A 22,954-nucleotide genomic window follows, 5' to 3' on the forward strand; every position below is an offset into this window, starting at 1 on the left:
TACCAGAGAATGATGAAAAAAGAAAAAGCCCGATCTAGTGTTGACACCGCTCATATCAGAGGTGAAGCTAGTTCACAGGACTTAGGGACTAGCTGACTACTAATTCTCAGAAAATATGGCTAGTAATGAGAAAAGCTTGTTAAAGTACGTAAAGGTTTATAGACCTGTTTCATTTTTTAGAGGATAATTTTAATGACTGCAACCACTCCCAGATTAAAGCACGAGGTTAAAGACCTCGGACTCGCTCCCTTGGGAAGACAACGCATTGAATGGGCTGGAAGAGAAATGCCCGTATTGAAGCAAATCCGCGATCGCTTTGAGAAAGAAAAGCCCTTTGCTGGATTGCGTATTTCAGCTTGCGCCCACGTCACCACAGAAACTGCACATTTAGCGATCGCCCTCAAAGCCGGTGGTGCTGATGCAGTTTTAATTGCCAGTAACCCCTTATCAACTCAAGATGACGTAGCTGCGAGTCTTGTAGCTGATCATGAAATTTCCGTATTTGCTCAAAAAGGCGAAGATGCCGCTACATATAGCCGCCACGTGCAAATTGCCTTAGATCATCGCCCCAACATCATTGTTGATGACGGTAGCGACGTGGTAGCAGAATTAGTTCAACATCGTCAAAAACAAATAGCTGATTTGATTGGTAGCACCGAAGAAACCACAACTGGTATCGTGCGGTTACGCGCTATGTTTAACGAAGGCGTTCTTACCTTCCCCGCGATGAACGTCAACGACGCAGACACCAAGCACTTCTTTGATAATCGCTATGGTACAGGCCAATCTACCTTAGACGGGATTATCCGCGCTACAAATATTTTGTTAGCTGGTAAAACTGTTGTGGTTGTCGGTTATGGCTGGTGTGGTAAGGGAACAGCCCTCCGCGCCCGTGGCATGGGTGCAAACGTCATTGTTACCGAAATTGACCACATCAAGGCAATTGAAGCCGTTATGGATGGTTTCCGCGTCCTCCCAATGGCGGAAGCAGCGCCTCATGGTGATATCTTCATTACTGTGACAGGTAACAAGCACGTCGTTCGCGGTGAACACTTCGATGTCATGAAAGACGGTGCGATTGTTTGTAATTCTGGTCACTTTGATTTGGAACTTGATTTGAAATACTTGGCTGCTAATGCTAGGGAAATCAAGGATGTTCGTCCTTTCACTGAAGAGTATAAATTAACAAATGGTAAATCCGTAGTTGTACTCGGACAAGGACGTTTGATTAATTTGGCTGCTGCTGAAGGACACCCCAGCGCAGTTATGGATATGAGTTTTGCTAACCAAGCTTTGGCTGTTGAATACCTGGTGAAGAATAAGGGTAGTTTAGCTGCTGGTTTGCATTCTATTCCTAGAGAAGTGGATGAAGAAATTGCTCGTTTGAAGTTGCAAGCTATGGGCATTTTCATTGATAGTTTGACAGCAGATCAAATTGACTATACCAATTCTTGGCAGTCTGGAACGTAAGTCATTAATTAGTTGATTTTTTGGGGATAGGCGTTTTGCTTATCCCTTTTTTTTCGTTTTGTGTTATGGATTTACAGCAATTTCCAATCATATAAGGTACATCTTAGCCCCTTCCTCGCTTGCGGGGAGGGGGTTGGGGGTGGGGTTCTTGTTCCAGATTTGATGACAATTTGCTGTATTTAATGAACCACGAAGGCACGAAGAGCGCGAAGGAAGAAGGGAAGAAGAGAAGAAGAGAAGAGGTAATTTTGCACTGGGATTACTTTTTTTTGTTTCTCACGCAGAGGCGCAGGGGCACGGAGAGAGGATATAATAAGGGGAGGGTGTTATTGTAAGTTTGTATGTCAGCAAAAGATTTTTTTCACAATGCAGTTAGGTTAGCTTTAGAAAAGGAGAATTGGTTAATTACTCATGATCCTTTATCTTTTGAACTTACTGAAAAAGTTAAGGTGAGAATAGATTTAGGTGCAGAAAAGTTAATTACTGCCCAGAAGGGTAATCAAAAAATAGCTGTAGAGGTAAAAAGTTTTATAGGACTTTCAGCGATTTCTGAATTTCATACAGCTATTGGTCAGTTTTTAAATTATAAGGTAGTATTAACACAGAAAGATCCTCAAAGGATATTATATCTAGCCATATCTCAAGATATATATGAAGGATTTTTTCTAGATTCTTTTATTCAAACTGTTTTACAAACTTATGACATTAAGTTATTAGTGTTTGATGTTAAAAGGGAGGAAATCTTACTATGGAAACATTAAATTATCGAGAAATAGTTAAAAGTTTCATTCAAAAGTATGCACAAGAAGAATGTATAGAAGATTCAGAAAATATCGAACTTGTTTTTGATACTGAGAGGGATGTTTATTTATTATTGGTTACAGGATGGAAAGATGAAAAAAGAATTTATTGGTTTCCCATTCATATTAGTATTAAAGATGGAAAGATTTGGATTGAAAGGGATTTTACGGAAGAAGGAATTCCTCATCAATTAGTAGAGTTAGGTGTGCCGAAATCAGATATTGTTTTAGGTTTTAGATCACCTTATGTAAGACAGTTTACTGGGTTTGCATCAGTTTAGATTTTTAATTCATTGTTTCTATGTCCGCAAAAGATTTTTTTCACAATGCAGTTAGGTTAGGTTAGCGTTAGAAAAAGATGGTTGGTTAATTACTAATGATCCTTTATCATTTACAGTAGATACTCTTGACTTTAGAATTGATTTAGGAGCAGAAAGACTATTAGGAGCAGAAAAAGAAGGTCAAAAAATAGCAGTTGAAGTAAAATCTTTTTTAGGACAATCTGAAGTTACTGAATTTCATACAGCTTTAGGACAAACACTTAATTATCGTACTGTTTTAAGAAAAAAAGAACCCAACCGCATCTTATATTTAGCAATTGGTAATGACATATACAAAGAGTTTTTTCTAATTCCGTTTATTCAAGAAATAATTGCTGAACATAAATTAAAATTATTGATTTTTGAAATTATTAAACAGGAGATTGTTTTATGGAAAGAATGAATTATTCTGAATTAGTAAAAACCGTGTTAGCAAGACATACCGAAAATCATAGATCAGAAGGAACAGAAAAGGAGTTAATTTTTGATTGTGAAAGAAATAGTTATTTAGTAGTTCATGTAGGATGGCAGAATAACGAAAGGGCTTATGGTACAGTTATTCATGTAGATATTAGAGATGGAAAAATCTGGATTCAGCGAGATTTAACTGAAGAAGGTGTAGCTAGTGAGTTGGTAGAATTAGGAGTACCAAAAACCGATATAGTTTTAGGTTTTAAATCTCCTTTTGTGAGGGAATTTACTGGTTTTGCAGTGGGTTAGTTGTAGGTTGGGTTGAGGAACGAAACCCAACATCTTTATAATTTTATTGAGTTGGGTTGCGCTTTGCTTAACCCAACCTACGAATTATTACTAGGGAAAGAATAATAAGAGTAGGATAAAATTTGACGTGAAACAATGATAAAATAAAATAATGTCAAAAAAGCGTAAATTACTATAAAAAGTCATTTCTGGCTCTAGAAATATTCAATTCGATGATTTGGTGACTTTAGTTGAAGCCTTTGGTTTTTCCTTATCACGTATTAACGGTAGTCATCACATTTTTACTCATCCAACTATCCCTGAACTTATTAACTTACAAAATCGCAATGGTAAAGCTATTCCTTATCAGGTTCGTCAATTTTTGATTTTAATTGAAGCATAAGCACTCACTTTGGAGGATGAGAAATGAAGCAGTATCACATTAATATTTTCTACAGTAAAGAAGATGAAGGTTATACATTTGCCCATTGAAAATGATCTAACCATCTTTGTAGACGAGCATTAAACAAAGATATAGATTCATTCGTTACAGGATCATTAGCCTTTATTTTCGCTCCTTTAAACTCATTACAACGATAACAACAAGCAGCTAAATTTTCTCGTTCATCACTTCCCCCCAAAGAACTAGGTAAAATATGATCCATAACTAAAGGCATACCTATTAAACGGCTAGATGTGCGACAATATTCACATCTATAACCAGCCTCATTAATAACTTGTTGACGAAGAGATTTAGAAATAGATGACACTGGTATTATACTAATTGCTCAAAATCTGGAAGAGAATAACCTTTCCACTTTAAAAGTGCATAGGCATAGGCTTTTTTCAACATTAAATAATCAGCACTCACCCGCAAAGATTTCAACAATAACCTATCAGATTCACTTAATTGATTATTTTGATTTTTTTCTAACAGTTGAAAATGTAATTCTTGCTGAATTTCTGGAATTTGACTTTGAGCAATATTCAATAAATCCTCAATCGTTAATTCCTGCATAGCAATTAATTCCCCTTGTAATTCCAGAGGTGCATAATCAACAGCAGGAGGAGCATTAATTTGGATAGTCATAATTCTGGTATTTGACCTATATATATTTTATGATACTTTTCTCACTTTGCGTCTTTGCGTGAGAAATAAATTATGGTACAGGGGCATTTTTAGGATGTTTCCCCGCATAATAGACAGCTGCTGCTAGATCAGGGCTGGTGATTGCGACCGCACTTTCATGCCATTCATGAATAATAGCATCAATCAAATCCCAAGCCTCATTAGAAGTATCAGTTAAGCGAAAAGCCTCACTCACTTCTTTAATAAACTCTTGCAATTCATCAGCATCAAATACGCTTTATTTCGGGTTTCATTTTTTCTTTGCGCGAAATGAAAATCACAACTATTTGAAGAACCAGTTGGTAAAATATTATTAGAAAATCAACGCCTTTGTTTACTTTTCTTCGACTCCAAACAAGAGATTATACTGCAATGGATACCTTAAATAATTATCGCCAAATCATTCAAAAAATCTTAACCGAATATTCTCAACTTCCCTACGCTTACGGAGAACTAGAAAGACAACTAATAATCGGCCAAACCGCCAACCATTACCTACTACTAACATTAGGCTGGGAAAATAATCAACGAGTGCATGGTTGCTTAGTTCATATAGACATAATCAACGATAAAATCTGGATTCAAAGAGACGGAACAGAATACGGTATAGCCAACGAACTTGTTAACGCTGGTATTCCTAAAAATCAAATAGTTTTAGCCTTCCAACCAGCCGATATCAGACAATATACAGAATTTGCCCTTGCTTAGTTTAAAACTCATTATAAAAAAAAGAGGCTTAAAGCCTCCACCAAAATAAATTTCATTAATCAATAATCAACCAAGTTTATAACTGATATATCGGTTCAGACTAACTTTTTCTTCTGCGGCTTCTATAGCTAATTTGCGGTGTAGTGCCGGAGTGATGCGTACCTGAAATTTACCACTATATTGCTTCTGGGCTAGTGGCTCTGGGGGTATCTCCCCAGTAGTTTCCATATCAGCTAGTATATCTTTCACTAGCTCTGTAATACCTTTGAGAGCAGTAAAATTATCTTCATGAAGATAAGACAGGCTAGGAAATTCAGCACACAAACCCACAAATTCTTGATCCTCTTGTGACCAAGTAACTCTATATGTATAGTGGTTGTGATTAACCATTTTCCGATTCCTCAGTTTCTTCAATTGCTGCTAATTTTTCGATCGCATCCAAAACTTGTCTAACTTGATAGGGCTTTGCCTTTCCTTTGTCGCTTTGGATGTTGACTCGCGGATCTCCACCCCAGGGCATCTTGTAGACACAGTGGCTTGTCCCTTGCTGTCTGGGTTCTCCAAAATAATGAGTGCAAACCTTTACTAAATCAGTAAAGTTGACGTTCTGAGGATTATTTTTGAGTTCAGCAAGGATTTTTTTCATTTGTGTCATCTTCAGGTTTCCTTTTGTATATAAAATCCATGTCAATGTAAATTAAGTAAAATCACTTAGATTGTACTCAGTATTAACAATGCACGAATGTAGAAACCTTAAGCACTGTTCCCAGTCAAGGTGGATAAATGCTTATCATAAGAAATTGAACTTTAGATAGAATGCCATAATGTTGATAGCTCAATTATAGGATCAATATTGGTACTATGTCAATCCTTTTTTGATGGTAGGTGTAGATATAGCGGAACTGTAGGGGCAAGGTCAGCGATCGCCTTCGACACTGCCGAGTCCCAATAGGATAGCATTAGGACAGCAAGACCCCGAAAGAGTATTATATTTAGCTATATCTAAGAGGTTGTTTGAAAACTTTTTCGTGTGGGATTTGACACCCGCAGATCCCCCTAAATCCCCCTTGAAAAGGGGGACTTTGAGGAATTTAGCCCCCCTTTGTAAGGGGGGGTGGGGGGATCTCGATTAATTCTGATACTTTTCAAACATCCTCTAAAGACATTATTTTTATGCATCTTTCTAATCGCCTGATTATTCCCTAAAATCACAAACCAACCGCTTAAACATAGACACAGAAACAATAGTAGTATTCACTAAATTCTGTGCTTGATTAAAATCAGTATCTCCAGTAATTAAAAAATCCGCCTCTGCTGCGACAGCACAAGCTAAAAACTTTTCATCCTTTCTATCTCTAGCAAAATCTATAGTTACCTGAACATCAACTAATTTAGTTACCAAATCCATAACATCTAACCATTCTTTTCTGACTTCATCTGTCAACTTAAACTTCTTCCGACTTAACACATCCTGATACTCTGCTAAAATATCCTCAGAAACAACCCAATCACAATTAGGACTATCCACAACAAATTGAATAACTTCCCTTGGTTCTCTCCCCTTGAGAACAGCAGAAACTAAAACATTAGTATCAATAATAACTTTCATTCCCCACGCCGATAAGCTTCAATTTCTGCGGCTATATCCTCATCTGTAACCTCTTCCACACCAGAAATAGCCTGAGTTTTATCAAATAAATTCCGCAATTTATTACTAATTGCAACTTGCGGGTTATCTTCAGCTAAAACAATAATCTCCACACGCTGTCCAACTTGAAAAGGTAAATCAGATAAAACTACCTGCTTCGGGTCTTCAATCGTGATATAAGTCTTGTAAGCATTCATGATTTATTCTGCTATTTATCCTGTATATATTTTATAACACTTCTCTTCCTTTACGCCTTTGCGTGAGATATAAATTATGGTACAGGAGCATTTTTAGGATGTTTACCCGCATAATAGACAACAACCTTTAATTGCTCCTCATTAGGAACATAAAATACACTATAACCACTTGTAACTTCATACTCCCAAACACCTTGATAAACTTTACCCTTTAAAGGAAAAACCCGCTTTGGTTGTCTAGTTGTTGGTGCATTACATAAATCTTCATAACAACGAGAGCAATTTTCTGGATAACGTTGCATTAAAGCTTCCCAATCTCGATTAACCCTTTTATTTTTAGCAACTACTAACCAAGTTCCAATAGTTTGAGATAATGCAGGTGCAGATAATTTTACTTCTGGTGGTTCTACATTATCAATTAACTCATTTTCAGCAGCATTATCTGATATAAAATAATTCAACTACCACTTTTATTAATAGGTGATGTTAAAGGTATTTCATCAGTTTCATCATTAAAAGCTGCTGCTAACTCAGGACTAAGAATAGCTATAGAACTTTCTTTCCATTCATAAATAATAGCATCAATCAAATCCCAAGCCTGATTAGAAGTATCAGTTAAACGAAAAGCCTCACTCACTTCTTTAATAAAATCTTGCAATTCATCTGCATCAAAAACCCGCAACCAACCATAAGGATGTTCATAACCAATTTCTTGACCCAATAACAACCGAAACGCCACCGATAACACCTCAAAAACAGCCTTACTTTGTGTTACACCCTTCACTAAATAAACTACATCCTCACGACGCAACAGATTGGTCATTTCTAGTAATAGTAATTGGATGTTCATAAGCCTAATTGCCATAAATTTGGTAAAACCCGTATCTAACATTGCATCTACAGGCAAATTTAACCCATCAGCAGTAATCAAATCAATCTGAAAAAATAGCTAGCAACATCCACCTTTTCCCGTGTTTCTTCCACCTAATTCTGATAACCCTTATCCCACTCCAAAAGCAACTTCAAAGCCTTACTAATTACATCTTCAGGATTTGTATATCTACCCGTTGCAATTTGCGCTGCGATAATTTGCTCTAATTCTGGTTTAATTTGGATATTCATGATTTATCCTCGTATTTGACCTATATATATTTTATGATACTTTTCTTACTTTGCGTCTTTGCTCCTTTGTGTCTTTGCGCGAAATAAAAATATCAATAATTGCTATACTAGGAACATTACCACACAATTATCTCATATTAATAGTAAAAATATATGACTCTTAGCCAATTTCACCCCTATCTTTCCCCAGAAGAATATTTAGAAGCCGAAAAATCCAGCCCTATTAAACATGAATATATCCAAGGACAAATTTACGCAATGGCAGGTGCTAGTGATGCCCATGTGACAATTACTGCTAACTTAGTCGCTCTTTTAAGAAATCATATTCGTGGTACAGGATGCCGTCTTTACGTCGCTGATATGAAAGCGAGAATTGAATCTCTAGATATTTTTTATTATCCTGATATTATGGTAACTTGCGATTCAAGAGATACACAATTTGAATATTTTAAACGATATCCAAGTTTAATCATTGAAGTTTTATCACCTTCTACAGAAGCCTTAGATAGAGGTGATAAATTTAGTGATTATCAAGAAATAGAAACTTTACAAGAATATGTTTTAGTAAGCCAAAATCGTCAACGAATTGATTGTTTTCGCCGCAATTCTGAAGGAAGATGGGTTCTTTATAGTTATAGAGGAAATCAACAATTAGAATTAACCAGTGTGAATTTTTCTTGTCCTCTAACTGATGTTTATGAAGACGTTACTTTTCCGACAAATTTAAGTAAGTAAAATATGACATTGGTATTATACTAATTGCTCAAAATCTGTAAGAGAATAACCTTTCTACTTTAAAAGTGCATAGGCTTACGGGTTCAGTCGTCAGGTGCGTCAGATGTCAAATTTCTGTTGATTGTTGATGAATTATCGAGTCTGACGCACCCTACAAAGCAAGCCAATTGGTTTAGTCCTAAATTCGTCAAAATGTCTTGGACAGACTACTATTATAGGGAGTTATACCCCCTATTTACCAGCAATATCTTTTATAAAATCTGGATAGATATTAGCTAAAAAATTGCTCCTAACTTATCAATTTCTGCCAAGTCATTGCCCCAACAATACCATCAGCAGTTAAACCATTTTGCTGTTGAAATTTCTTGAGTGCTGCTTCCGTTTGTGAACCATAAATACCATCGGGATTAGCACCTATACGAAATTGTAAGTACCTGATAATTACGCCACTAGCATGAGTTCCTTGAATAACTCGTTTAGCTAATATTTGATTGATAGCATCCCAGGTAGTGTTACTAGCAATTCCTGTTGGTAAAACTCCCACAATTCTCTGGAATTTTTCCGTTGCTGAAGATGTAGCTGCTCCCATGCCATTATCTTCTACTAAGGGACGATTATTTTTATCAGTAATTTTCAGCCGATTTAAAGCCTGTTGTAGTCTGAGAATGCTCTTATCTTTATTCTGTTCCTCATCTATAACAGGATTTACAGGCGTATTAGAAGCAGGATTTACAGAAGTACTTGCTACTTTACCTGTTAACCCAGCAACTATGGCATTAGCCATTGCTTCACCATCATATATTTGCATATCTTTGGCAGAATCAATGAAACAACCTTCTATGAGAATTCCTGGCATATTTGTTCTTTTGAGAACATACAGGTGAGAACCACTTTTAACACCACGATTAAAAAAGCCAAATTTGACAATTTCATCTAATACTTTCCGGGCGACTTTTCTGCCGGCATCGCTAATAGCAAATACTTCTGTCCCATTAGCTTGTCCATTAAAAGCATTAAAATGAATAGATACAAAAAAATCTACTCGGTTATTATTGGCTTTTTCGCACCGTCTACCTAATGATTGATTTACTGTACTGGCGCTATTTGGTTTACATGAGATTACTGTATGTCCTAGACTTTCTAGTTTAGCGATAACCTTGTTACCCACTTCCATTGTTAACTTATCTTCCGATTTAATGCCGCTTGCACCACTATCGGGAGGGCAGTTGTGACCAATATCAATGCCGAATTTCATTTTTATCTCCTTAATTGACTTTGTTGCTATGCCAAGAATCTGCTGCTGGTTAATTTAGTTCCAAAAAGCATAGACATTATTTTAATCTCTAGGTAGAGATTCCCCCATTAATCCCCAAAAATGTTTAAGATCAATGTAAAGAAATATTTCGTAGCAAAAGCGCATGAAACGCATTGTCTTGATTGCTGGGTTTGAATCGTTTAACGCGGACTTGTACCGAAAAGCGGCTGATTTGGCTAATTCCCAGTGTCCAGAGTTGGATATTCGAGTATTTAGCGATCGCAATATTACCACCAATAGCACGGAAGTTGAAGCAGCCCTCAAAAACGCAGATGTGTTCTTTGGCAGTTTACTCTTCGATTATGATCAAGTTGTGTGGTTGCGAGAGCGTGTCGCTAATATTCCTATCCGTCTCATTTTCGAGTCAGCACTGGAATTAATGAGTTTAACCAAAATAGGAGCATTCGCTATCGGTGACAAACCCGCAGGAATGCCCAAACCCATTAAATTCATCCTTGACAAATTCAGCAACGGTAAAGAAGAAGACAAACTCGCCGGTTATATCAGTTTTCTGAAAATTGGACCCAAGTTATTAAAATTCATCCCAGTCCAAAAAGTCCAAGACCTTCGTAACTGGTTAATTATCTATGGTTACTGGAACGCTGGGGGTTCAGAAAACGTCGCTGCCCTATTTTGGACAATTGCGGAAAAATACTTAGATTTAAAAATTGGAGATATACCGCCACCCATCGAAACCCCCGACATGGGTTTATTACATCCCGAATATCAAGGGTTTTTTAGATCACCGCGTGAATATTTACAATGGTATCGGAAAAGGGACAAGGGAAGAGGAAATTCTCCAATCATCGGTATTTTACTTTATCGAAAGCACGTCATTACCAAATTGCCCTATATTCCCCAACTAATCCGCTATTTTGAAAAAGCCGGTTTAACTCCCTTACCCATCTTTATCAACGGCGTAGAAGGTCACGTAGCCGTCAGAGATTGGATGACCAGCGACTACGAAACCCAACAACGTCAAAGAGGTAACATTGAAACTCCTTCCCTTACCGCAGAAGCAGTAAAGATTGATGCCATAGTTTCTACCATTGGATTTCCCCTAGTTGGTGGTCCGGCTGGTTCAATGGAAGCAGGAAGACAGGTGGAAGTTGCTAAACGCATTCTCACAGCTAAAAATATCCCTTATATCGTCGCTGCACCGTTATTAATTCAAGATATTTATTCTTGGACGCGCCAAGGTGTAGGCGGTTTGCAAAGTGTTGTCTTATATGCTTTACCAGAATTAGATGGGGCGATTGATACAATTCCTCTCGGTGGTTTAGTTGGGGAACAAATTTATTTAGTTCCTGAACGAGTCCGGCGTTTAACTAATAGAGTTAAAAGCTGGGTTTCCCTCCGCCAAAAACCTATTTCTCAACGGAAAATTGCCATTATTTTATATGGGTTTCCCCCCGGTTACGGTGCAGTCGGAACTGCTGCATTATTAAACGTTCCCCGCAGTTTAATTAAATTACTAAATGCCCTCAAAGAACAAGGTTATACAGTTGGTGACATTCCCGAAGATGGGGAAGAATTAATTCGCCAAATCAAAGAAGCAGATGAAAATCCCAACCTGCAAACAAGTAAAGAGGAAATCATATCCCCCCTCGTTTACGGGGGGGGTTCTACAGTCAATGCAAAAACCTTAGAAAAATGGTTAGGTTATCTTTTCACAACTCGCATTGAAAAACAATGGAAATACCTCACCGGTAGCGGCATTAAAACCTATGGTGATGAGTTCAATATTGGTGGTGTGCAATTAGGAAATGTGTGGATAGGTGTCCAGCCACCTTTGGGAATTCAAGGTGATCCCATGCGGTTAATGTTTGAAAGAGATTTAACCCCCCATCCCCAATATGCAGCTTATTATAAATGGTTACAAAATGAATTTGAAGCTGATGCAGTTGTTCACTTTGGAATGCACGGAACAGTCGAATGGTTGCCCGGTTCGCCATTAGGAAATACAGGTTATTCTTGGTCTGATATTCTGTTAGGAAATCTGCCAAATCTCTATATCTATGCAGCCAATAATCCTTCTGAATCAATATTAGCTAAACGTCGCGGTTATGGGGTGTTAATTTCTCATAATGTTCCTCCTTATGGACGCGCTGGTTTATATAAAGAGTTGGTGAATTTACGCGATTTAATCGCCGAATATCGGGAAGATCCAGAAAAGAATTATCTGTTAAAGGAAGGGATTTGTAAAAAAATTGTTGATACTGGTTTGGAGGTGGATTGTCCTTTTGATGATGCGAAAAGGTTGGGTATTCCCTTTACACCTGAAAATGTAAGGATGTTTAGCAATCATGCTTTTGATCATTATTTGGTCAAGTTGTATGAATATTTACAAGTTCTTGAAAATCGTCTTTTTTCTTCTGGTTTACATACTTTAGGTGAAGCACCGAATCAGGAGGAGTTAACTGGTTATTTAAATGCTTATTTTGGGGAAGAGAATGAACCGCGAAGAAGCGAAGAACACGAAGAAAGAAGAGAAGAAGAAAGAAAGGAAATTACAAGGTTATTAAATCAATCTACTGATGAGTTAACGAATTTATTAAGGGGTTTAAATGGTGAGTTTATTCCTCCTGCACCTGGTGGAGATTTGTTGCGTGATGGCGCTGGTGTTTTACCGACGGGTAGGAATATTCATGCTTTAGATCCTTATCGGATGCCTTCTCCTGCTGCTTTTGAACGAGGTAAGGAAATTGCTAAGAAAATTATTTCTCAGTCTTTAGATGAAAATAAGAAATACCCAGAAACAGTGGCAGTTTTATTATGGGGTTTGGATGCTATTAAAACTAAGGGTGAATCTTTGGGGATTCTCTTGGAATTGGTAGGCGCTGAACCTGTAAAGGAGGGAACGGGAAGAATTGTTAGATATGATTTAAAACCTCTTGCTGATGTTGGACATCCACGTATTGATGTGTTAGCAAATCTATCGGGTATTTTCCGAGATAGTTTTGTGAATATCATTGAATTATTGGATGATTTATTTCAACGGGCTGCGGAAATTGATGAACCTGAGGAAATGAATTTTATTAGAAAACACGCTTTGATTTTGAAAGCCCAAGGTGTGGAAAATTCTTCCGCAAGATTGTTTTCTAATCCCTCTGGTGATTTTGGTTCTTTAGTTAATGATAGGGTGGTTGATGGTAATTGGGAATCTGGAGAAGAGTTGGGAAATACTTGGGAAAGTCGCAATGTCTTTAGTTATGGTAGAAATGATAAAGGACAAGCTAGGCCGGAAGTATTGCAGACTTTATTAAAAACTAGCGATCGCATTATTCAAGAAATAGATTCGGTAGAATATGGATTAACCGATATTCAGGAATATTATGCCAATACAGGCGGTTTGAAAAAAGCCGCAGAAAAACAAAGCGGCAAAAAAGTACAAGCCAGTTTTGTCGAAAGTTTTTCTAAGGACACTACACCCCGCAATTTAGATGATTTATTGCGAATGGAATACAGAACTAAGTTATTAAACCCTAAATGGGCGGACGCAATGGCGAATCAAGGTTCTGGAGGTGCTTTTGAAATTTCCCAACGCATGACAGCTTTAATAGGTTGGGGTGGAACTGCCGATTTTCAAGATGATTGGGTATATGATCAAGCAGCAGAAACTTATGCTTTAGATCCAGAAATGGCAGAAAAATTACGCAAAGCCAATCCTGAAGCCTTTAAAAATATTGTGGGGAGAATGTTAGAAGCATCAGGACGCGGTTTATGGCAAGCTGACGGAGATAAATTAGATAAACTGCGTCAATTATATGATTTAACTGATCAAGAATTAGAAGGAGTAACAGTTTAATTGTAGGGTGCGTTACGCTGTCGCTAACGCACCACATCTCAAATCATATTTTAAAATAATTCTATAATACAATCTCTCAATATCTCAATTAACTGTTCTTTACTAACTTTATTATCAGCAACCTGCATTGTTAATTGATATGCTTCTTCTGGTGTCATGTTCACTTCATAATCATTCAAGTTCAAGAATGTCACCATAACACCATATCCAGTTCGCTTGTTACCATCTACAAAAGCATGATTTTTAGTAATATGAAACAAATATGCTGCTGCTTGTTCAACAATAGTAGGATGTAAAAACTCTCCCCCAAAACTTGCTTGGGACTGGTTAATCGCAGATTCTAGCAAGCCTTCATCACGGATACCTGGTTCTCCACCATATTGAATGAGAAGCTTATTGTGTATTCTTAAAACCTCTTTTTTATCCTCAATAAATTTAGGATTATGCAAGTTTTCTATACACATAATCCCATTTTTTTATAGATGCCAAAAACGTTAGTGTGGTTTCTGATTCTTTAGGTGTGATATCATCTTCTAATTCTAGTGGGTTAAAAAAATCTTCAGGAAATACTTTAAATTGTACACTAGCCTTAATGATTGATTGTATTACGTGTTTTCTTGTTTCTGTAAGAATGTATATTTCATGCTGCGAATAGGTTACAGAAGAAGCCTCCTTCTTAATTTTCTGATATACCACTAGAGTAGACACAATTATGTCCATAAAAATTTCTTTACTATGTTTGATAACACTAAACTCACAGCATTGTTCTAAAATTTCTTTAATCAGAAAATTGTATCTCACAAAAAGTATAACTGATGATTGATCCAATTCTACTTTTTCCTTTAATGCCTTAACAAACTTAATAAATTTATTAAGTTTGTACTGTAGATTTTTCACTTCCTCTATAAGTTTATTGAGAGATATTAGTCCGCTATTCTCCAACTCAATTATTTCTGCAAATATTTCATCTTGCGGGTTAGCATTATTCAGGCACTTTTCCAGGAATTCTATCTTTTCCTGAAAGTTGGTAATAGTTTCTTCTGGGAGTATAAAGCTGTATACCATTTTTTTCGTACCTGTCTGGTGATATTATAGCGGTATGCACTTGAGTGAGATACAGTCAGCAAATTGTAAAGCCTGTATGGGTGCAGGGTCTGCACCCTCAATTGTATTGCATCCTAGCGATAACCGCTATATGCGCTTTCTTAAAACTATTTTATTTTAACTGAAAAATCCATAATAATCCAGTCTGCCAGTTACTAATATAGCCTTAGCCAAAAATCGTTAAATCGAACTTTATTATCACTTAATCGTAGGTTGGGTCAAACAAAGTGCAACCCAACACATTTAGAATTACACTTTAATTACCACATAAAATGAAAAACATGATTAAATTCATCATTTTACCATTTCATCCTCGAACTTTCTATTTAAACTACATATTATTAACCTTGAAATTATTCTCCAAATAATAGATAATACAGTCTCACAACCAAATAAACCCTAGCACTCACAGGGGTTGAGTGCTAATTTCTAGCTTAATCTTGAAACTGATGTAGTAGGCAAAAATTCTCCTTTTCCTAGATAGAGTTAGCGGACTTTTCTGCAATAGATTCTTGCCCAAAAGTCAAGTTTCTCGACAGTTGATGAATTCATTTGGAGGACTAGAATGATTAAATACAGTTTCAATCTGGTAGGTGTATCTCCTGTTTTGCATTTTTTCAATCACCAACAACAGAGTTTTATAAAACCGCAGCATCAAGGCATAGAATATATAGGAACTCATACTTGCACATTAGATTCCTTTCTATCGTCCATAGAACCAGTCCCCGTTAAATGGGGTTGGAACTTAGATCAAGTAGTAGATACAGTCATTGACTTTTGGATGAATAATGCTGAAAGTATTAACTATTGGAAATCTCGGTTAAACGATGCCGGACATGATAGTTTACTCGTAGCTAGAGTCGCAGATATGAACTCTTTGTCAGAAGAACTTGAATCATTACTCGGCAAAAACTTGTAACCTTTAACCATCATTCTCTATCACTTGGAGAATTTTCAAATACAACCCTTCCACCCTCTTTGCTGCTAATTTACCACTAGCAGCATAGTGATTTAACCCAGGAGAACCGTTCACCTCAATCAGCGTATAATCTACTATCGGCATAGTGATATCATCGGTAAGTATATCCACACCAGCTAATCTTAGTCCAATATCTTTAGTAATATTAATTGCTAACTTCTGAAAATCAGGATGAATAGTTTCCGAAAAATCCACCGCTTCCCCTCCACTCGATAAATTAGCACTATCCAAAAGATAAACAGTATGATCCCTAGGAATCACACTATTCCAATCAAAATTTTGTGTTTTTAATTTTTGGTAAATGCGAAAATCATCAAATTTAATCATATTTTTTCTACCCGTACTCATAATTTTTTCCTGTTTTTGTTGTAGCAACTCCAAAACATTAGATATACCATCACCAACAACACATAAAGGAATTCTTTGATAAGCCGTAATCACCTCATCATCCAACACCACAATTCTATAGTCATTACCACCATAGAACTTTTCAACAATCAACCCTGATTTAATTTGGAATATCTTATTAGCAACATCATAATATTCCTCCTGATTATGCACCTTAGTCACCAATATACCTTGACTCAGATTCAGCGGCTTAACAATCACAGGAAATCCCATTGATTGTGCATAATTAAATCCATCATCAATATTTCGAGGATGAGCTATTTTAGCACACATCTGATCACTGAAAAATGTCTTTCCCTCTGTCACACGATATCCAAACTGCTTCAAGAAAAAATTACTATAGGCTTTATCTTTGGCTAACTCGGCTGAAGCAAAACCATTAATATTCAATTTAGCATGACTAAAAACTGACTTTTTCCCATTTTTAAAAGTAATATGTCCCACAAATTCATATTCTGGTTCAACTAAAACCACAGCCCCTATTTGCAAAGCTACTTTTTGGATGATTGATGTAATTGACATTTTTTATTTTCTCGGATTCTTTCAAAATTACCCTGAAAAAGTATGGCAATATTCGTAAATATTTCCTAAGCCGAAACCTCAAATCATTGAAATTAGATATACAGCAGGTTACGTAGTTATGAGGTGCAAAATCTAAATTGAGACCTATACACAAAGCCAGTTCTACTCCTGATTTCTGCCATATATTATACAATAATTTTTATGTTTATGTATGCCTAAACACTTAAACACTAAATTACTCAGTAAATACCCATTGGCATCAAATAAAACTAAACATTCTTAAAAGATAAGTTGTTGCATCACGTATTGACAATTTTGAAAATATGTAATAACAAGGTGGCATCATCAATAAAAGACGCTAGTACCGCAAGGCGTTCGTCAAAAGTCAAAAGTCAAAAGTCAAAAGTCAAAACGAATATACAATGAGCTTTCCAGTAGTTTGGAATGGTCTATTTATTTCCGCTGACCTGTACTAGTACATCTTTGGCTAAGAGACACACTAACGCCCTTCACTCAAATTCATACGCATAAAATAATCATGCCACAAAATACGGATTACAAAAATATCACTTCAGAAAATCAAGCCATGCCTACAGCAAGAGAAGATAACGCCTACAAAAAAAGGCTGAATGGTTGGGCTGTAGCCCGTGTCGTTACCGAACAAGAAAAAGTAATTGTTTCCCGGTTTCGCAGTCGTTCTGATGCCGAAGGCTATATTCAGCACATCCGTCAGATGATTCCTGACACTGTTTTTGAGCTTTTCTTTGATTGCCAACGGGAAGAAATTGTCATGTAATCCGACAAGAGGTAAGAGGTAAGAGGCACAATTCAAGATAAATATTTTCCTCATTCCCTCATCCCTTCAATTGCCCACTTACACAGCAGCCAGCAGCCCATTGTGCTTGAGTAAAGCCTTGGTACTGGGTTCTCGTCCCCGGAAGGTTTTAAAGACATCCATTGGATGCTGACTGCCACCTAGTGCTAACACCGTATCTCGGTAACGTCTGCCAATCGCATGGATTGCAGCTTCATCTTCCAAACCTACTTCCTCAAAGGCAGCAAAAGCATCAGCACTAAGAACTTCAGCCCATTTATAGCTATAGTATCCCGCTGCATAACCTCCTTCAAAAATATGACCGAAAGCACACAGAAAAGCATCTTCGGGTAATGGTGGTAACACAGTCGTTAACTTAGCAATCCGGTGTCGCACATCTGTCACAGTTTCCTGACTATCAGGGGAATAGCGGTAATGTAACTCCAAATCCACACTACTAAAATCCAGTTGCCGCAACATAGTTGAACCACTCATGTAATTACGTGCCGCCAACAATTTTTGGTAATAATGTTCCGGTAATGCTTTTCCCGTTTCATAATGTTTCGCCATACCAAACAAGGTTTGGCGGTCATAACACCAGTTCTCCATAAACTGACTCGGTAATTCCACTGCATCCCACTCAACATTATTAGTACCTGCTGCTCCTAAATAATCTACCTTAGTCAGCATATGATGTAAGCCATGTCCAAATTCATGGAACAATGTTTCCACCTCATCAAAAGCCATTAAACTCGGATTACCATCCACAGGGGGGGTTTGGTTACAAATCAAATAAGCTACAGGTAAACGGATAGTAGTTAAACCATTTTCTGTGACTTTGCGACGGTGAATGCAAGCATCCATCCAAGCACCACCACGTTTTTCTGCGGGACGGCTGTAAGCATCTAAGTAAAAATAGGCAATAGGTTCACCATATTTATCAGCAATTTGGAAATACTGAACATCCTCATGCCATATTGGGGCTTGGCCATCAGCAGGAGTCACCGTTACACCAAAAAGCCTTTTTACCAGCCCAAATAACCCATCTAGCACTTGAGGGAGAGGGAAATAGGGGAGTAACTCCTCAGCCGTAAAGGCAAATTTTTCTTCCCGTTGACGTTCAGCCCAAAAACTAATATCCCAATGTTGCAAATTTTCCGCTTCTGTCGCACCTTTCATCTGTGCAAAGGCTTTAAGTTGTTCTAAGTCTTTAACCGCAGCATGATAACTAGCCTGACGGAGTTCTTCTAATAGCTTTTCTACAGCGGGGACATCCTGAGCCATCTTACTAGCCAAACTCAGTTCAGCAAAAGTTTCAAAGCCAATTAATTTAGCTAGTTCTTTTCTTAACTCTAAAATTCGTACAATCAAAGGATTATTATCTAATTCCCCAGAAGATGCCCTGGTAATATAAGCCTTATAGAGTTTTTCACGCAAATCCCGTCGGGTACTGTGCTGCATGAATGGGAAATAACTAGGAAAATCTAAAGTAATATGCCAAGGTCCATGTTCCGGGGTGGCATTTTCTTCTCCAGATGCACGAGCAACTTGGGCTGCAAGACTCAACAAGCTACTTGGTAAGCCATTAATGTCATCGTGGGTGGTGAGAATTAAAATAAAGCTTTTAGTCGCATCTAGAACATGATTAGCAAACTTAGTTGCCAGTTCCGCTAATTCCATTTGAATACTATTAAAACGCTCTCTATCTTTTCCTTCTAATCCAACACCAGACAATTCTGCATCCCGAATTGCAGCTTTGATAATTCTCTGTTGGGCTGAATCTAAAGTTTCCCATCTAGGACTATTCCGAATTGCTTTGAAAGCATTATAAATAGGTTGACTTTGACCCAAGATATTCATAAACTGAACTACTTGCGGCTGTACCTTTTCATAGGCAATACGTAGTTCTTGACTATTTTTTACACCCATTAAATGATTCAGAATTCCCCAACTCCAATTGAGTCTTTCTGTCAATTTTTCTAGAGGTTCTACTAAACCGCTCCAAGTAGGCTCTATATTTGTCTCTAAGTCAATTAATTGCTTTTCCAGTTCTGCCAACAGATGACTAAAAGCTGGTTCGACTTGCTCCGATTTAATAGCCGCAAATGCGGGTAAACCACAGCTTTGAAGTAGGGGATTCTGATAAATAGTAGCAGTTGCACGCATGGTAGTGAGTTAATAGCCGATGAATTAGTGGGGAACAACGATTGATTTTTCTTTATATAACTAGTAATTTAGCGTTGCGACAAAATTTCGCGTTGCTAGAATGGCAATCTTACTAAACAGAATACAGAAGTTAGGAGATTAGAATCAGCTAGGTATGTTTTTATACAAAAATGATCTATCTACCTCTATTCTTATGCCAGTTATACAAAAAGTTCATTCTGATAGCGTAGCGTAGTGTGGCGTAAACCATACTCCTGCAACTTTATAACTACTGAATTGGTTTTTGATAGCTCAGACATATCACAGAAAAGCTAAAAGCAGAATTTTAGCAATTATTTTCCCAATAATTACTTTTATTTTGTCGAGTTTTGTGGTGATAATTCACCATCATCAATTTTGAATACTTAATAAAGTTATGAAATTTTTACTTTCTGTTTTGCTTACACCTGCGGTAGTTTTGTTGAGTTCTGCTCATGTATTAGCAGCAATTAAAACTAAAACAATTGAGTACAAGCAAGGAAACACAGTATTAGAAGGATATCTTGCTTATGATGATGCTATTAAAGTTAAACGTCCCGGTGTATTAGTAGTTCATGAATGGAATGGGTTACAGTCTTATGCCAAAAAACGGACCCAACAGTTGGCTAAATTGGGATATGTGGCTTTTGCCGCTGATATTTATGGTAAAGGAATTAGACCAAAAAATATCGAAGAATCAGGCAAACAAGCAACTATTTATCGTCAAGATCGCAAATTACTTCGCGATCGCGCTAAAGCTGGATTAGAAGTTTTACAAAAGTATCTCTTAACTGACTCTAAACACATTGCTGCCATTGGGTATTGCTTCGGTGGTGGTACAGGTTTAGAATTAGCTCGTAGTGGTGTTAATATTGCAGGTGTAGTTAGTTTTCATGGCAATCTAGACACACCCGATCCTAATGATGCTAAAAATATTAAAGCTAAGGTATTGGTATTGCATGGCGCTGATGATCCCTTTGTCCCAGAAGAACAAGTTCAAGGTTTTGAGAGAGAAATGCGTTTAATTCCCTGAAAATCATGTCTAATCTTCCACCGCTAAATACAGAAACAATTTGGGCAATTATTAACGATACAATTGATGATACTACTGTAAACCAATTATTATGGTATCACTTAGGTTATCGTTATGATGCGATGACAGAAACTTGGGATAATAGTCAAGTAGCACCAACATGGCGAGATGAATATCCACAACCACCAGATTTTATTGATTCCCGTCCAGCAATCATGAAATTAACTCGTTCTATTCCCCAGGAAAATAAACAGATACTCAAGGAAAAACTCGGTTTTAAAGGTTACAAAATTGGTGAGTTTGGTCCTCGACAAACTCGCAGAGCCACATCAGCAAATTGGTTATTAAGTTATATGTTAACAACCACTGGTACAATTGAATAAAATTGCTGAATATAGCAATTAATCGAAATATCCCCCACTACTTAGAGAAGTTGGGGATATGAGCTTTTCGCCTGATTGGCAAAATTAAATTATTGTTTTATGTCTAAATGTTATGGAAATAACACGGGCATATCTTGTATTTTTTTACAAAACTGTGTATATTAATATATTCTACCCTTGCATATAGTAATCTTAGCTAATTTGTGCAACTTGTTTTTCTAACTATTTTAGGGTTAACAAGAATAAAAAACTAGTTCACAAATGATTTAGGTAGGATTACTACTGTATAACACAAATCAAGAGATTTTTGCTATGATCAACAAATTAATTAATACTAACATTAAGAGTTCTCATGTTTTACCAACTCCTAATGAGGTTAAGGCAAAATTACCTTTAACTAAAACTGTCGAAAATACAATTTTAAAATTCAGACAAGAAATAGAAAATATTTTAGATTTTCAAGATCGACGTAAATTCATTGTCGTCGGTCCTTGTTCAATTCATGATCCAAAAGCAGCGATAGAATATGGAGAAAGGTTGCTAAGTTTAGCAGAAAAGGTTGAGGATAAACTACTGTTGATTATGCGGGTTTATTTTGAAAAGCCCAGAACTACTGTAGGCTGGAAAGGGTTAATTAATGATCCCAAAATGGATGATTCTTTTCATGTAGAAGAAGGAATTTTAATTGCCAGAAACTTACTATTAAAGTTAACAGATTTAGGATTACCAACTGCTACAGAAGCACTTGACCCAATCATACCTCAATATATAAGTGAACTGGTTTCCTGGTCTGCAATTGGTGCAAGGACAACCGAATCGCAAACACACCGAGAAATGGCTAGTGGTTTATCCATGCCAGTAGGGTTTAAAAATGGTACTGATGGTAATATTCAAGTTGCTGTAAATGCCCTCAAATCAGCAAAAACTCCCCATAATTTCCTGGGTATTAATCAAAAGGGACAAGTGAGTGTATTTCAAACTAGGGGAAATGCTCATGGTCATGTAATTTTGCGTGGTGGAAATCAGCCTAATTTCGATGCCGAGAATATTCAGTTAGTAGAGGAACAATTAAAAGCGGCTAACTTATCACCAAGAATAGTTGTTGATTGTAGTCATGGTAATACTAATAAAGATTACAGACTACAATCATTGGTATTTGAGAATATTATTCAGCAAATAGTAGATGGTAATAATTCCATTGTGGGAATGATGCTAGAATCAAATTTGTATGAAGGTAGTCAAGTAATTACGGGAAATCGTGAAGATCTAAAATATGGTGTTTCCGTAACTGATAAATGTATTAATTGGGAAGAAACAGAAAGAATTATTTTGGCTGCTCACAGCAAATTACAATAAACTTACAGCAGTTTTCATGTATTTACACCACATGAATTATTTTAATTCTTCCTTTGCTCCTTTGTATCTACCCTTCGGGATCTCTAAGAGAGATTGCGCGAAACAAAGACAAAATGTGGTTCACATACTTGAAAATAGCTTTTCTGTAGTTGTGCTTTAGTCCAAAGTGCAACTACACATATCTATTGAATTATGATTGAGACTCCCCGGTCTAAAGACA

The 22,954-nt window shown here is 36.9% G+C and carries 26 protein-coding genes and 3 pseudogenes; 14 read left to right on the top strand and 15 right to left on the bottom strand.

Annotation, left to right across the window (positions count from 1 at the left end; all coding sequences use genetic code 11):
- The first annotated feature begins 192 nt into the window (after positions 1-192).
- From ahcY to CA730_RS04855, 6 genes and pseudogenes are all read left to right on the top strand, one after another.
- Positions 193-1,470, top strand: coding sequence for an adenosylhomocysteinase (ahcY, locus tag CA730_RS04830; RefSeq protein WP_096664663.1), 1,278 nt, complete (start codon positions 193-195; stop codon positions 1,468-1,470).
- A 341-nt stretch (positions 1,471-1,811) separates the two neighbouring features.
- Complete coding sequence (locus CA730_RS04835; protein WP_096664666.1) at positions 1,812-2,231, top strand: XisH family protein; 420 nt, start codon at positions 1,812-1,814, stop codon at positions 2,229-2,231.
- Complete coding sequence (locus CA730_RS04840) at positions 2,219-2,551, top strand: XisI protein (protein ID WP_096664669.1); 333 nt, start codon at positions 2,219-2,221, stop codon at positions 2,549-2,551. Before CA730_RS04835 ends, CA730_RS04840 begins: the two co-directional genes overlap by 13 nt.
- 20 nt (positions 2,552-2,571) lie before the next feature.
- Positions 2,572-2,993: pseudogene (locus tag CA730_RS04845) on the top strand (XisH family protein).
- On the top strand, positions 2,981-3,310 hold the full coding sequence (locus CA730_RS04850) for a XisI protein (RefSeq protein WP_096664672.1): 330 nt from the start codon (positions 2,981-2,983) through the stop codon (positions 3,308-3,310). Before CA730_RS04845 ends, CA730_RS04850 begins: the two are co-directional and overlap by 13 nt.
- 220 nt (positions 3,311-3,530) lie before the next feature.
- The gene (locus CA730_RS04855; RefSeq protein ID WP_231939977.1) at positions 3,531-3,692 is read left to right on the top strand and encodes a type II toxin-antitoxin system HicA family toxin; all 162 of its coding nucleotides are present in this window, start codon (positions 3,531-3,533) and stop codon (positions 3,690-3,692) included.
- A 70-nt stretch (positions 3,693-3,762) separates the two neighbouring features.
- On the opposite strand, the gene CA730_RS04860 is transcribed toward CA730_RS04855, so the two are convergent.
- The 3 genes from CA730_RS04860 to CA730_RS04870 all read right to left on the bottom strand — a co-directional run bounded on the left by CA730_RS04860 (position 3,763) and on the right by CA730_RS04870 (position 4,635).
- A complete protein-coding gene (locus CA730_RS04860; RefSeq protein ID WP_231939978.1) occupies positions 3,763-4,059 on the bottom strand; it encodes an HNH endonuclease in 297 nt (98 codons plus the stop codon).
- A 5-nt stretch (positions 4,060-4,064) separates the two neighbouring features.
- Entirely contained in the window at positions 4,065-4,379 is a 315-nt protein-coding gene (locus tag CA730_RS04865) for a hypothetical protein (protein ID WP_096664675.1), read from the bottom strand.
- 70 nt (positions 4,380-4,449) lie between these two features.
- Positions 4,450-4,635 (bottom strand): hypothetical protein, encoded by a 186-nt coding sequence (locus CA730_RS04870; RefSeq protein WP_231939979.1) that lies wholly within the window; start codon positions 4,633-4,635, stop codon positions 4,450-4,452.
- A 155-nt stretch (positions 4,636-4,790) separates the two neighbouring features.
- Between CA730_RS04870 and CA730_RS04875 the strand changes: the two genes are divergently transcribed.
- Positions 4,791-5,126 carry a XisI protein gene (locus CA730_RS04875; RefSeq protein WP_096664678.1) on the top strand — a complete coding sequence of 112 codons (336 nt, stop codon included), beginning with the start codon at positions 4,791-4,793 and terminating at the stop codon, positions 5,124-5,126.
- Positions 5,127-5,192: 66 nt separating this feature from the next.
- Here CA730_RS04875 and CA730_RS04880 read toward each other — a convergent pair whose 3' ends face one another.
- The 7 genes and pseudogenes from CA730_RS04880 to CA730_RS04915 form a co-directional block, all read right to left on the bottom strand.
- Positions 5,193-5,516, bottom strand: a complete 324-nt coding sequence (locus tag CA730_RS04880; RefSeq protein WP_096664681.1) for a type II toxin-antitoxin system HicB family antitoxin — start codon at positions 5,514-5,516, stop codon at positions 5,193-5,195.
- A complete protein-coding gene (locus CA730_RS04885) occupies positions 5,509-5,781 on the bottom strand; it encodes a toxin HicA (RefSeq protein WP_096664684.1) in 273 nt (90 codons plus the stop codon). Before CA730_RS04885 ends, CA730_RS04880 begins: the two co-directional genes overlap by 8 nt.
- A gap of 540 nt (positions 5,782-6,321) precedes the next feature.
- Positions 6,322-6,735, bottom strand: coding sequence for a putative toxin-antitoxin system toxin component, PIN family (locus CA730_RS04890; RefSeq protein ID WP_096664687.1), 414 nt, complete (start codon positions 6,733-6,735; stop codon positions 6,322-6,324).
- Positions 6,732-6,971: a hypothetical protein gene (locus tag CA730_RS04895; protein WP_096664690.1), complete on the bottom strand. Its 240-nt coding sequence runs from the start codon at positions 6,969-6,971 to the stop codon at positions 6,732-6,734. The genes CA730_RS04890 and CA730_RS04895 overlap by 4 nt, the downstream gene beginning before the upstream one ends.
- 74 nt (positions 6,972-7,045) lie before the next feature.
- Complete coding sequence (locus CA730_RS04900) at positions 7,046-7,432, bottom strand: hypothetical protein (protein ID WP_231939980.1); 387 nt, start codon at positions 7,430-7,432, stop codon at positions 7,046-7,048.
- Positions 7,429-7,902 carry a hypothetical protein gene (locus tag CA730_RS04905; protein ID WP_231939981.1) on the bottom strand — a complete coding sequence of 158 codons (474 nt, stop codon included), beginning with the start codon at positions 7,900-7,902 and terminating at the stop codon, positions 7,429-7,431. Before CA730_RS04905 ends, CA730_RS04900 begins: the two co-directional genes overlap by 4 nt.
- 56 nt (positions 7,903-7,958) lie before the next feature.
- Positions 7,959-8,093: pseudogene (locus tag CA730_RS04915) on the bottom strand (ribbon-helix-helix domain-containing protein); the annotation flags it as partial.
- A gap of 153 nt (positions 8,094-8,246) precedes the next feature.
- Between CA730_RS04915 and CA730_RS04920 the strand changes: the two are divergent.
- Positions 8,247-8,828 carry a Uma2 family endonuclease gene (locus CA730_RS04920; protein WP_096664694.1) on the top strand — a complete coding sequence of 194 codons (582 nt, stop codon included), beginning with the start codon at positions 8,247-8,249 and terminating at the stop codon, positions 8,826-8,828.
- Between the two features lie 289 nt (positions 8,829-9,117).
- On the opposite strand, the gene CA730_RS04925 is transcribed toward CA730_RS04920, so the two are convergent.
- Positions 9,118-10,083 (bottom strand): N-acetylmuramoyl-L-alanine amidase, encoded by a 966-nt coding sequence (locus CA730_RS04925; protein WP_096664698.1) that lies wholly within the window; start codon positions 10,081-10,083, stop codon positions 9,118-9,120.
- A gap of 163 nt (positions 10,084-10,246) precedes the next feature.
- On the opposite strand from CA730_RS04925, the gene bchH reads away from it, so the two are divergent.
- On the top strand, positions 10,247-13,951 hold the full coding sequence (gene bchH, locus CA730_RS04930; protein ID WP_096664701.1) for a magnesium chelatase subunit H: 3,705 nt from the start codon (positions 10,247-10,249) through the stop codon (positions 13,949-13,951).
- A gap of 50 nt (positions 13,952-14,001) precedes the next feature.
- Here the strand turns inward: bchH and CA730_RS04935 are convergent, their stop codons facing one another.
- Positions 14,002-14,415 (bottom strand): type II toxin-antitoxin system death-on-curing family toxin, encoded by a 414-nt coding sequence (locus CA730_RS04935; protein WP_231939982.1) that lies wholly within the window; start codon positions 14,413-14,415, stop codon positions 14,002-14,004.
- Positions 14,393-15,016 carry a hypothetical protein gene (locus tag CA730_RS04940; protein WP_096664704.1) on the bottom strand — a complete coding sequence of 208 codons (624 nt, stop codon included), beginning with the start codon at positions 15,014-15,016 and terminating at the stop codon, positions 14,393-14,395. Before CA730_RS04940 ends, CA730_RS04935 begins: the two co-directional genes overlap by 23 nt.
- 607 nt (positions 15,017-15,623) lie before the next feature.
- Here CA730_RS04940 and CA730_RS04945 point away from each other — a divergent pair.
- Entirely contained in the window at positions 15,624-15,974 is a 351-nt protein-coding gene (locus CA730_RS04945) for a hypothetical protein (RefSeq protein WP_096671291.1), read from the top strand.
- Positions 15,975-15,977: 3 nt separating this feature from the next.
- Here the strand turns inward: CA730_RS04945 and CA730_RS04950 are convergent, their stop codons facing one another.
- Positions 15,978-16,964, bottom strand: a complete 987-nt coding sequence (locus CA730_RS04950; RefSeq protein WP_096664707.1) for a cyanophycin synthetase — start codon at positions 16,962-16,964, stop codon at positions 15,978-15,980.
- Positions 16,965-17,502: 538 nt separating this feature from the next.
- Here CA730_RS04950 and CA730_RS04955 point away from each other — a divergent pair.
- On the top strand, positions 17,503-17,760 hold the full coding sequence (locus CA730_RS04955; protein ID WP_096664710.1) for a hypothetical protein: 258 nt from the start codon (positions 17,503-17,505) through the stop codon (positions 17,758-17,760).
- Positions 17,761-17,838: 78 nt separating this feature from the next.
- Here CA730_RS04955 and CA730_RS04960 read toward each other — a convergent pair whose 3' ends face one another.
- Positions 17,839-19,944, bottom strand: a complete 2,106-nt coding sequence (locus CA730_RS04960; RefSeq protein WP_096664713.1) for a M3 family metallopeptidase — start codon at positions 19,942-19,944, stop codon at positions 17,839-17,841.
- A 415-nt stretch (positions 19,945-20,359) separates the two neighbouring features.
- On the opposite strand from CA730_RS04960, the pseudogene CA730_RS04965 reads away from it, so the two are divergent.
- The 3 genes and pseudogenes from CA730_RS04965 to CA730_RS04975 all read left to right on the top strand — a co-directional run.
- A pseudogene (locus CA730_RS04965) lies at positions 20,360-20,983 on the top strand (dienelactone hydrolase family protein); the annotation flags it as partial.
- Positions 20,984-21,000: 17 nt separating this feature from the next.
- Positions 21,001-21,378, top strand: a complete 378-nt coding sequence (locus CA730_RS04970; protein WP_096664719.1) for a DUF1823 family protein — start codon at positions 21,001-21,003, stop codon at positions 21,376-21,378.
- Positions 21,379-21,690: 312 nt separating this feature from the next.
- On the top strand, positions 21,691-22,734 hold the full coding sequence (locus CA730_RS04975; protein WP_096664722.1) for a 3-deoxy-7-phosphoheptulonate synthase: 1,044 nt from the start codon (positions 21,691-21,693) through the stop codon (positions 22,732-22,734).
- Positions 22,735-22,954 lie beyond the last annotated feature (220 nt).

The organism is Dolichospermum compactum NIES-806, from assembly GCF_002368115.1.
Lineage (GTDB): Bacteria > Cyanobacteriota > Cyanobacteriia > Cyanobacteriales > Nostocaceae > Dolichospermum > Dolichospermum compactum.

Bases quoted from the DNA above. Each gene is read 5' to 3' on its own strand.
- CA730_RS04955 (WP_096664710.1), top strand. From the start codon at position 17,503: ATGCCACAAAATACGGATTACAAAAATATCACTTCAGAAAATCAAGCC.
- CA730_RS04885 (WP_096664684.1), bottom strand. From the start codon at position 5,781: ATGACACAAATGAAAAAAATCCTTGCTGAACTCAAAAATAATCCTCAG.
- CA730_RS04975 (WP_096664722.1), top strand. From the start codon at position 21,691: ATGATCAACAAATTAATTAATACTAACATTAAGAGTTCTCATGTTTTA.
- CA730_RS04940 (WP_096664704.1), bottom strand. From the start codon at position 15,016: ATGGTATACAGCTTTATACTCCCAGAAGAAACTATTACCAACTTTCAG.
- CA730_RS04960 (WP_096664713.1), bottom strand. From the start codon at position 19,944: ATGCGTGCAACTGCTACTATTTATCAGAATCCCCTACTTCAAAGCTGT.
- CA730_RS04950 (WP_096664707.1), bottom strand. From the start codon at position 16,964: ATGTCAATTACATCAATCATCCAAAAAGTAGCTTTGCAAATAGGGGCT.
- CA730_RS04895 (WP_096664690.1), bottom strand. From the start codon at position 6,971: ATGAATGCTTACAAGACTTATATCACGATTGAAGACCCGAAGCAGGTA.
- bchH (WP_096664701.1), top strand. From the start codon at position 10,247: ATGAAACGCATTGTCTTGATTGCTGGGTTTGAATCGTTTAACGCGGAC.
- CA730_RS04850 (WP_096664672.1), top strand. From the start codon at position 2,981: ATGGAAAGAATGAATTATTCTGAATTAGTAAAAACCGTGTTAGCAAGA.
- CA730_RS04865 (WP_096664675.1), bottom strand. From the start codon at position 4,379: ATGACTATCCAAATTAATGCTCCTCCTGCTGTTGATTATGCACCTCTG.
- CA730_RS04970 (WP_096664719.1), top strand. From the start codon at position 21,001: ATGTCTAATCTTCCACCGCTAAATACAGAAACAATTTGGGCAATTATT.
- CA730_RS04935 (WP_231939982.1), bottom strand. From the start codon at position 14,415: ATGTGTATAGAAAACTTGCATAATCCTAAATTTATTGAGGATAAAAAA.
- CA730_RS04920 (WP_096664694.1), top strand. From the start codon at position 8,247: ATGACTCTTAGCCAATTTCACCCCTATCTTTCCCCAGAAGAATATTTA.
- CA730_RS04880 (WP_096664681.1), bottom strand. From the start codon at position 5,516: ATGGTTAATCACAACCACTATACATATAGAGTTACTTGGTCACAAGAG.
- CA730_RS04840 (WP_096664669.1), top strand. From the start codon at position 2,219: ATGGAAACATTAAATTATCGAGAAATAGTTAAAAGTTTCATTCAAAAG.
- CA730_RS04925 (WP_096664698.1), bottom strand. From the start codon at position 10,083: ATGAAATTCGGCATTGATATTGGTCACAACTGCCCTCCCGATAGTGGT.
- CA730_RS04875 (WP_096664678.1), top strand. From the start codon at position 4,791: ATGGATACCTTAAATAATTATCGCCAAATCATTCAAAAAATCTTAACC.
- CA730_RS04890 (WP_096664687.1), bottom strand. From the start codon at position 6,735: ATGAAAGTTATTATTGATACTAATGTTTTAGTTTCTGCTGTTCTCAAG.
- CA730_RS04835 (WP_096664666.1), top strand. From the start codon at position 1,812: ATGTCAGCAAAAGATTTTTTTCACAATGCAGTTAGGTTAGCTTTAGAA.
- ahcY (WP_096664663.1), top strand. From the start codon at position 193: ATGACTGCAACCACTCCCAGATTAAAGCACGAGGTTAAAGACCTCGGA.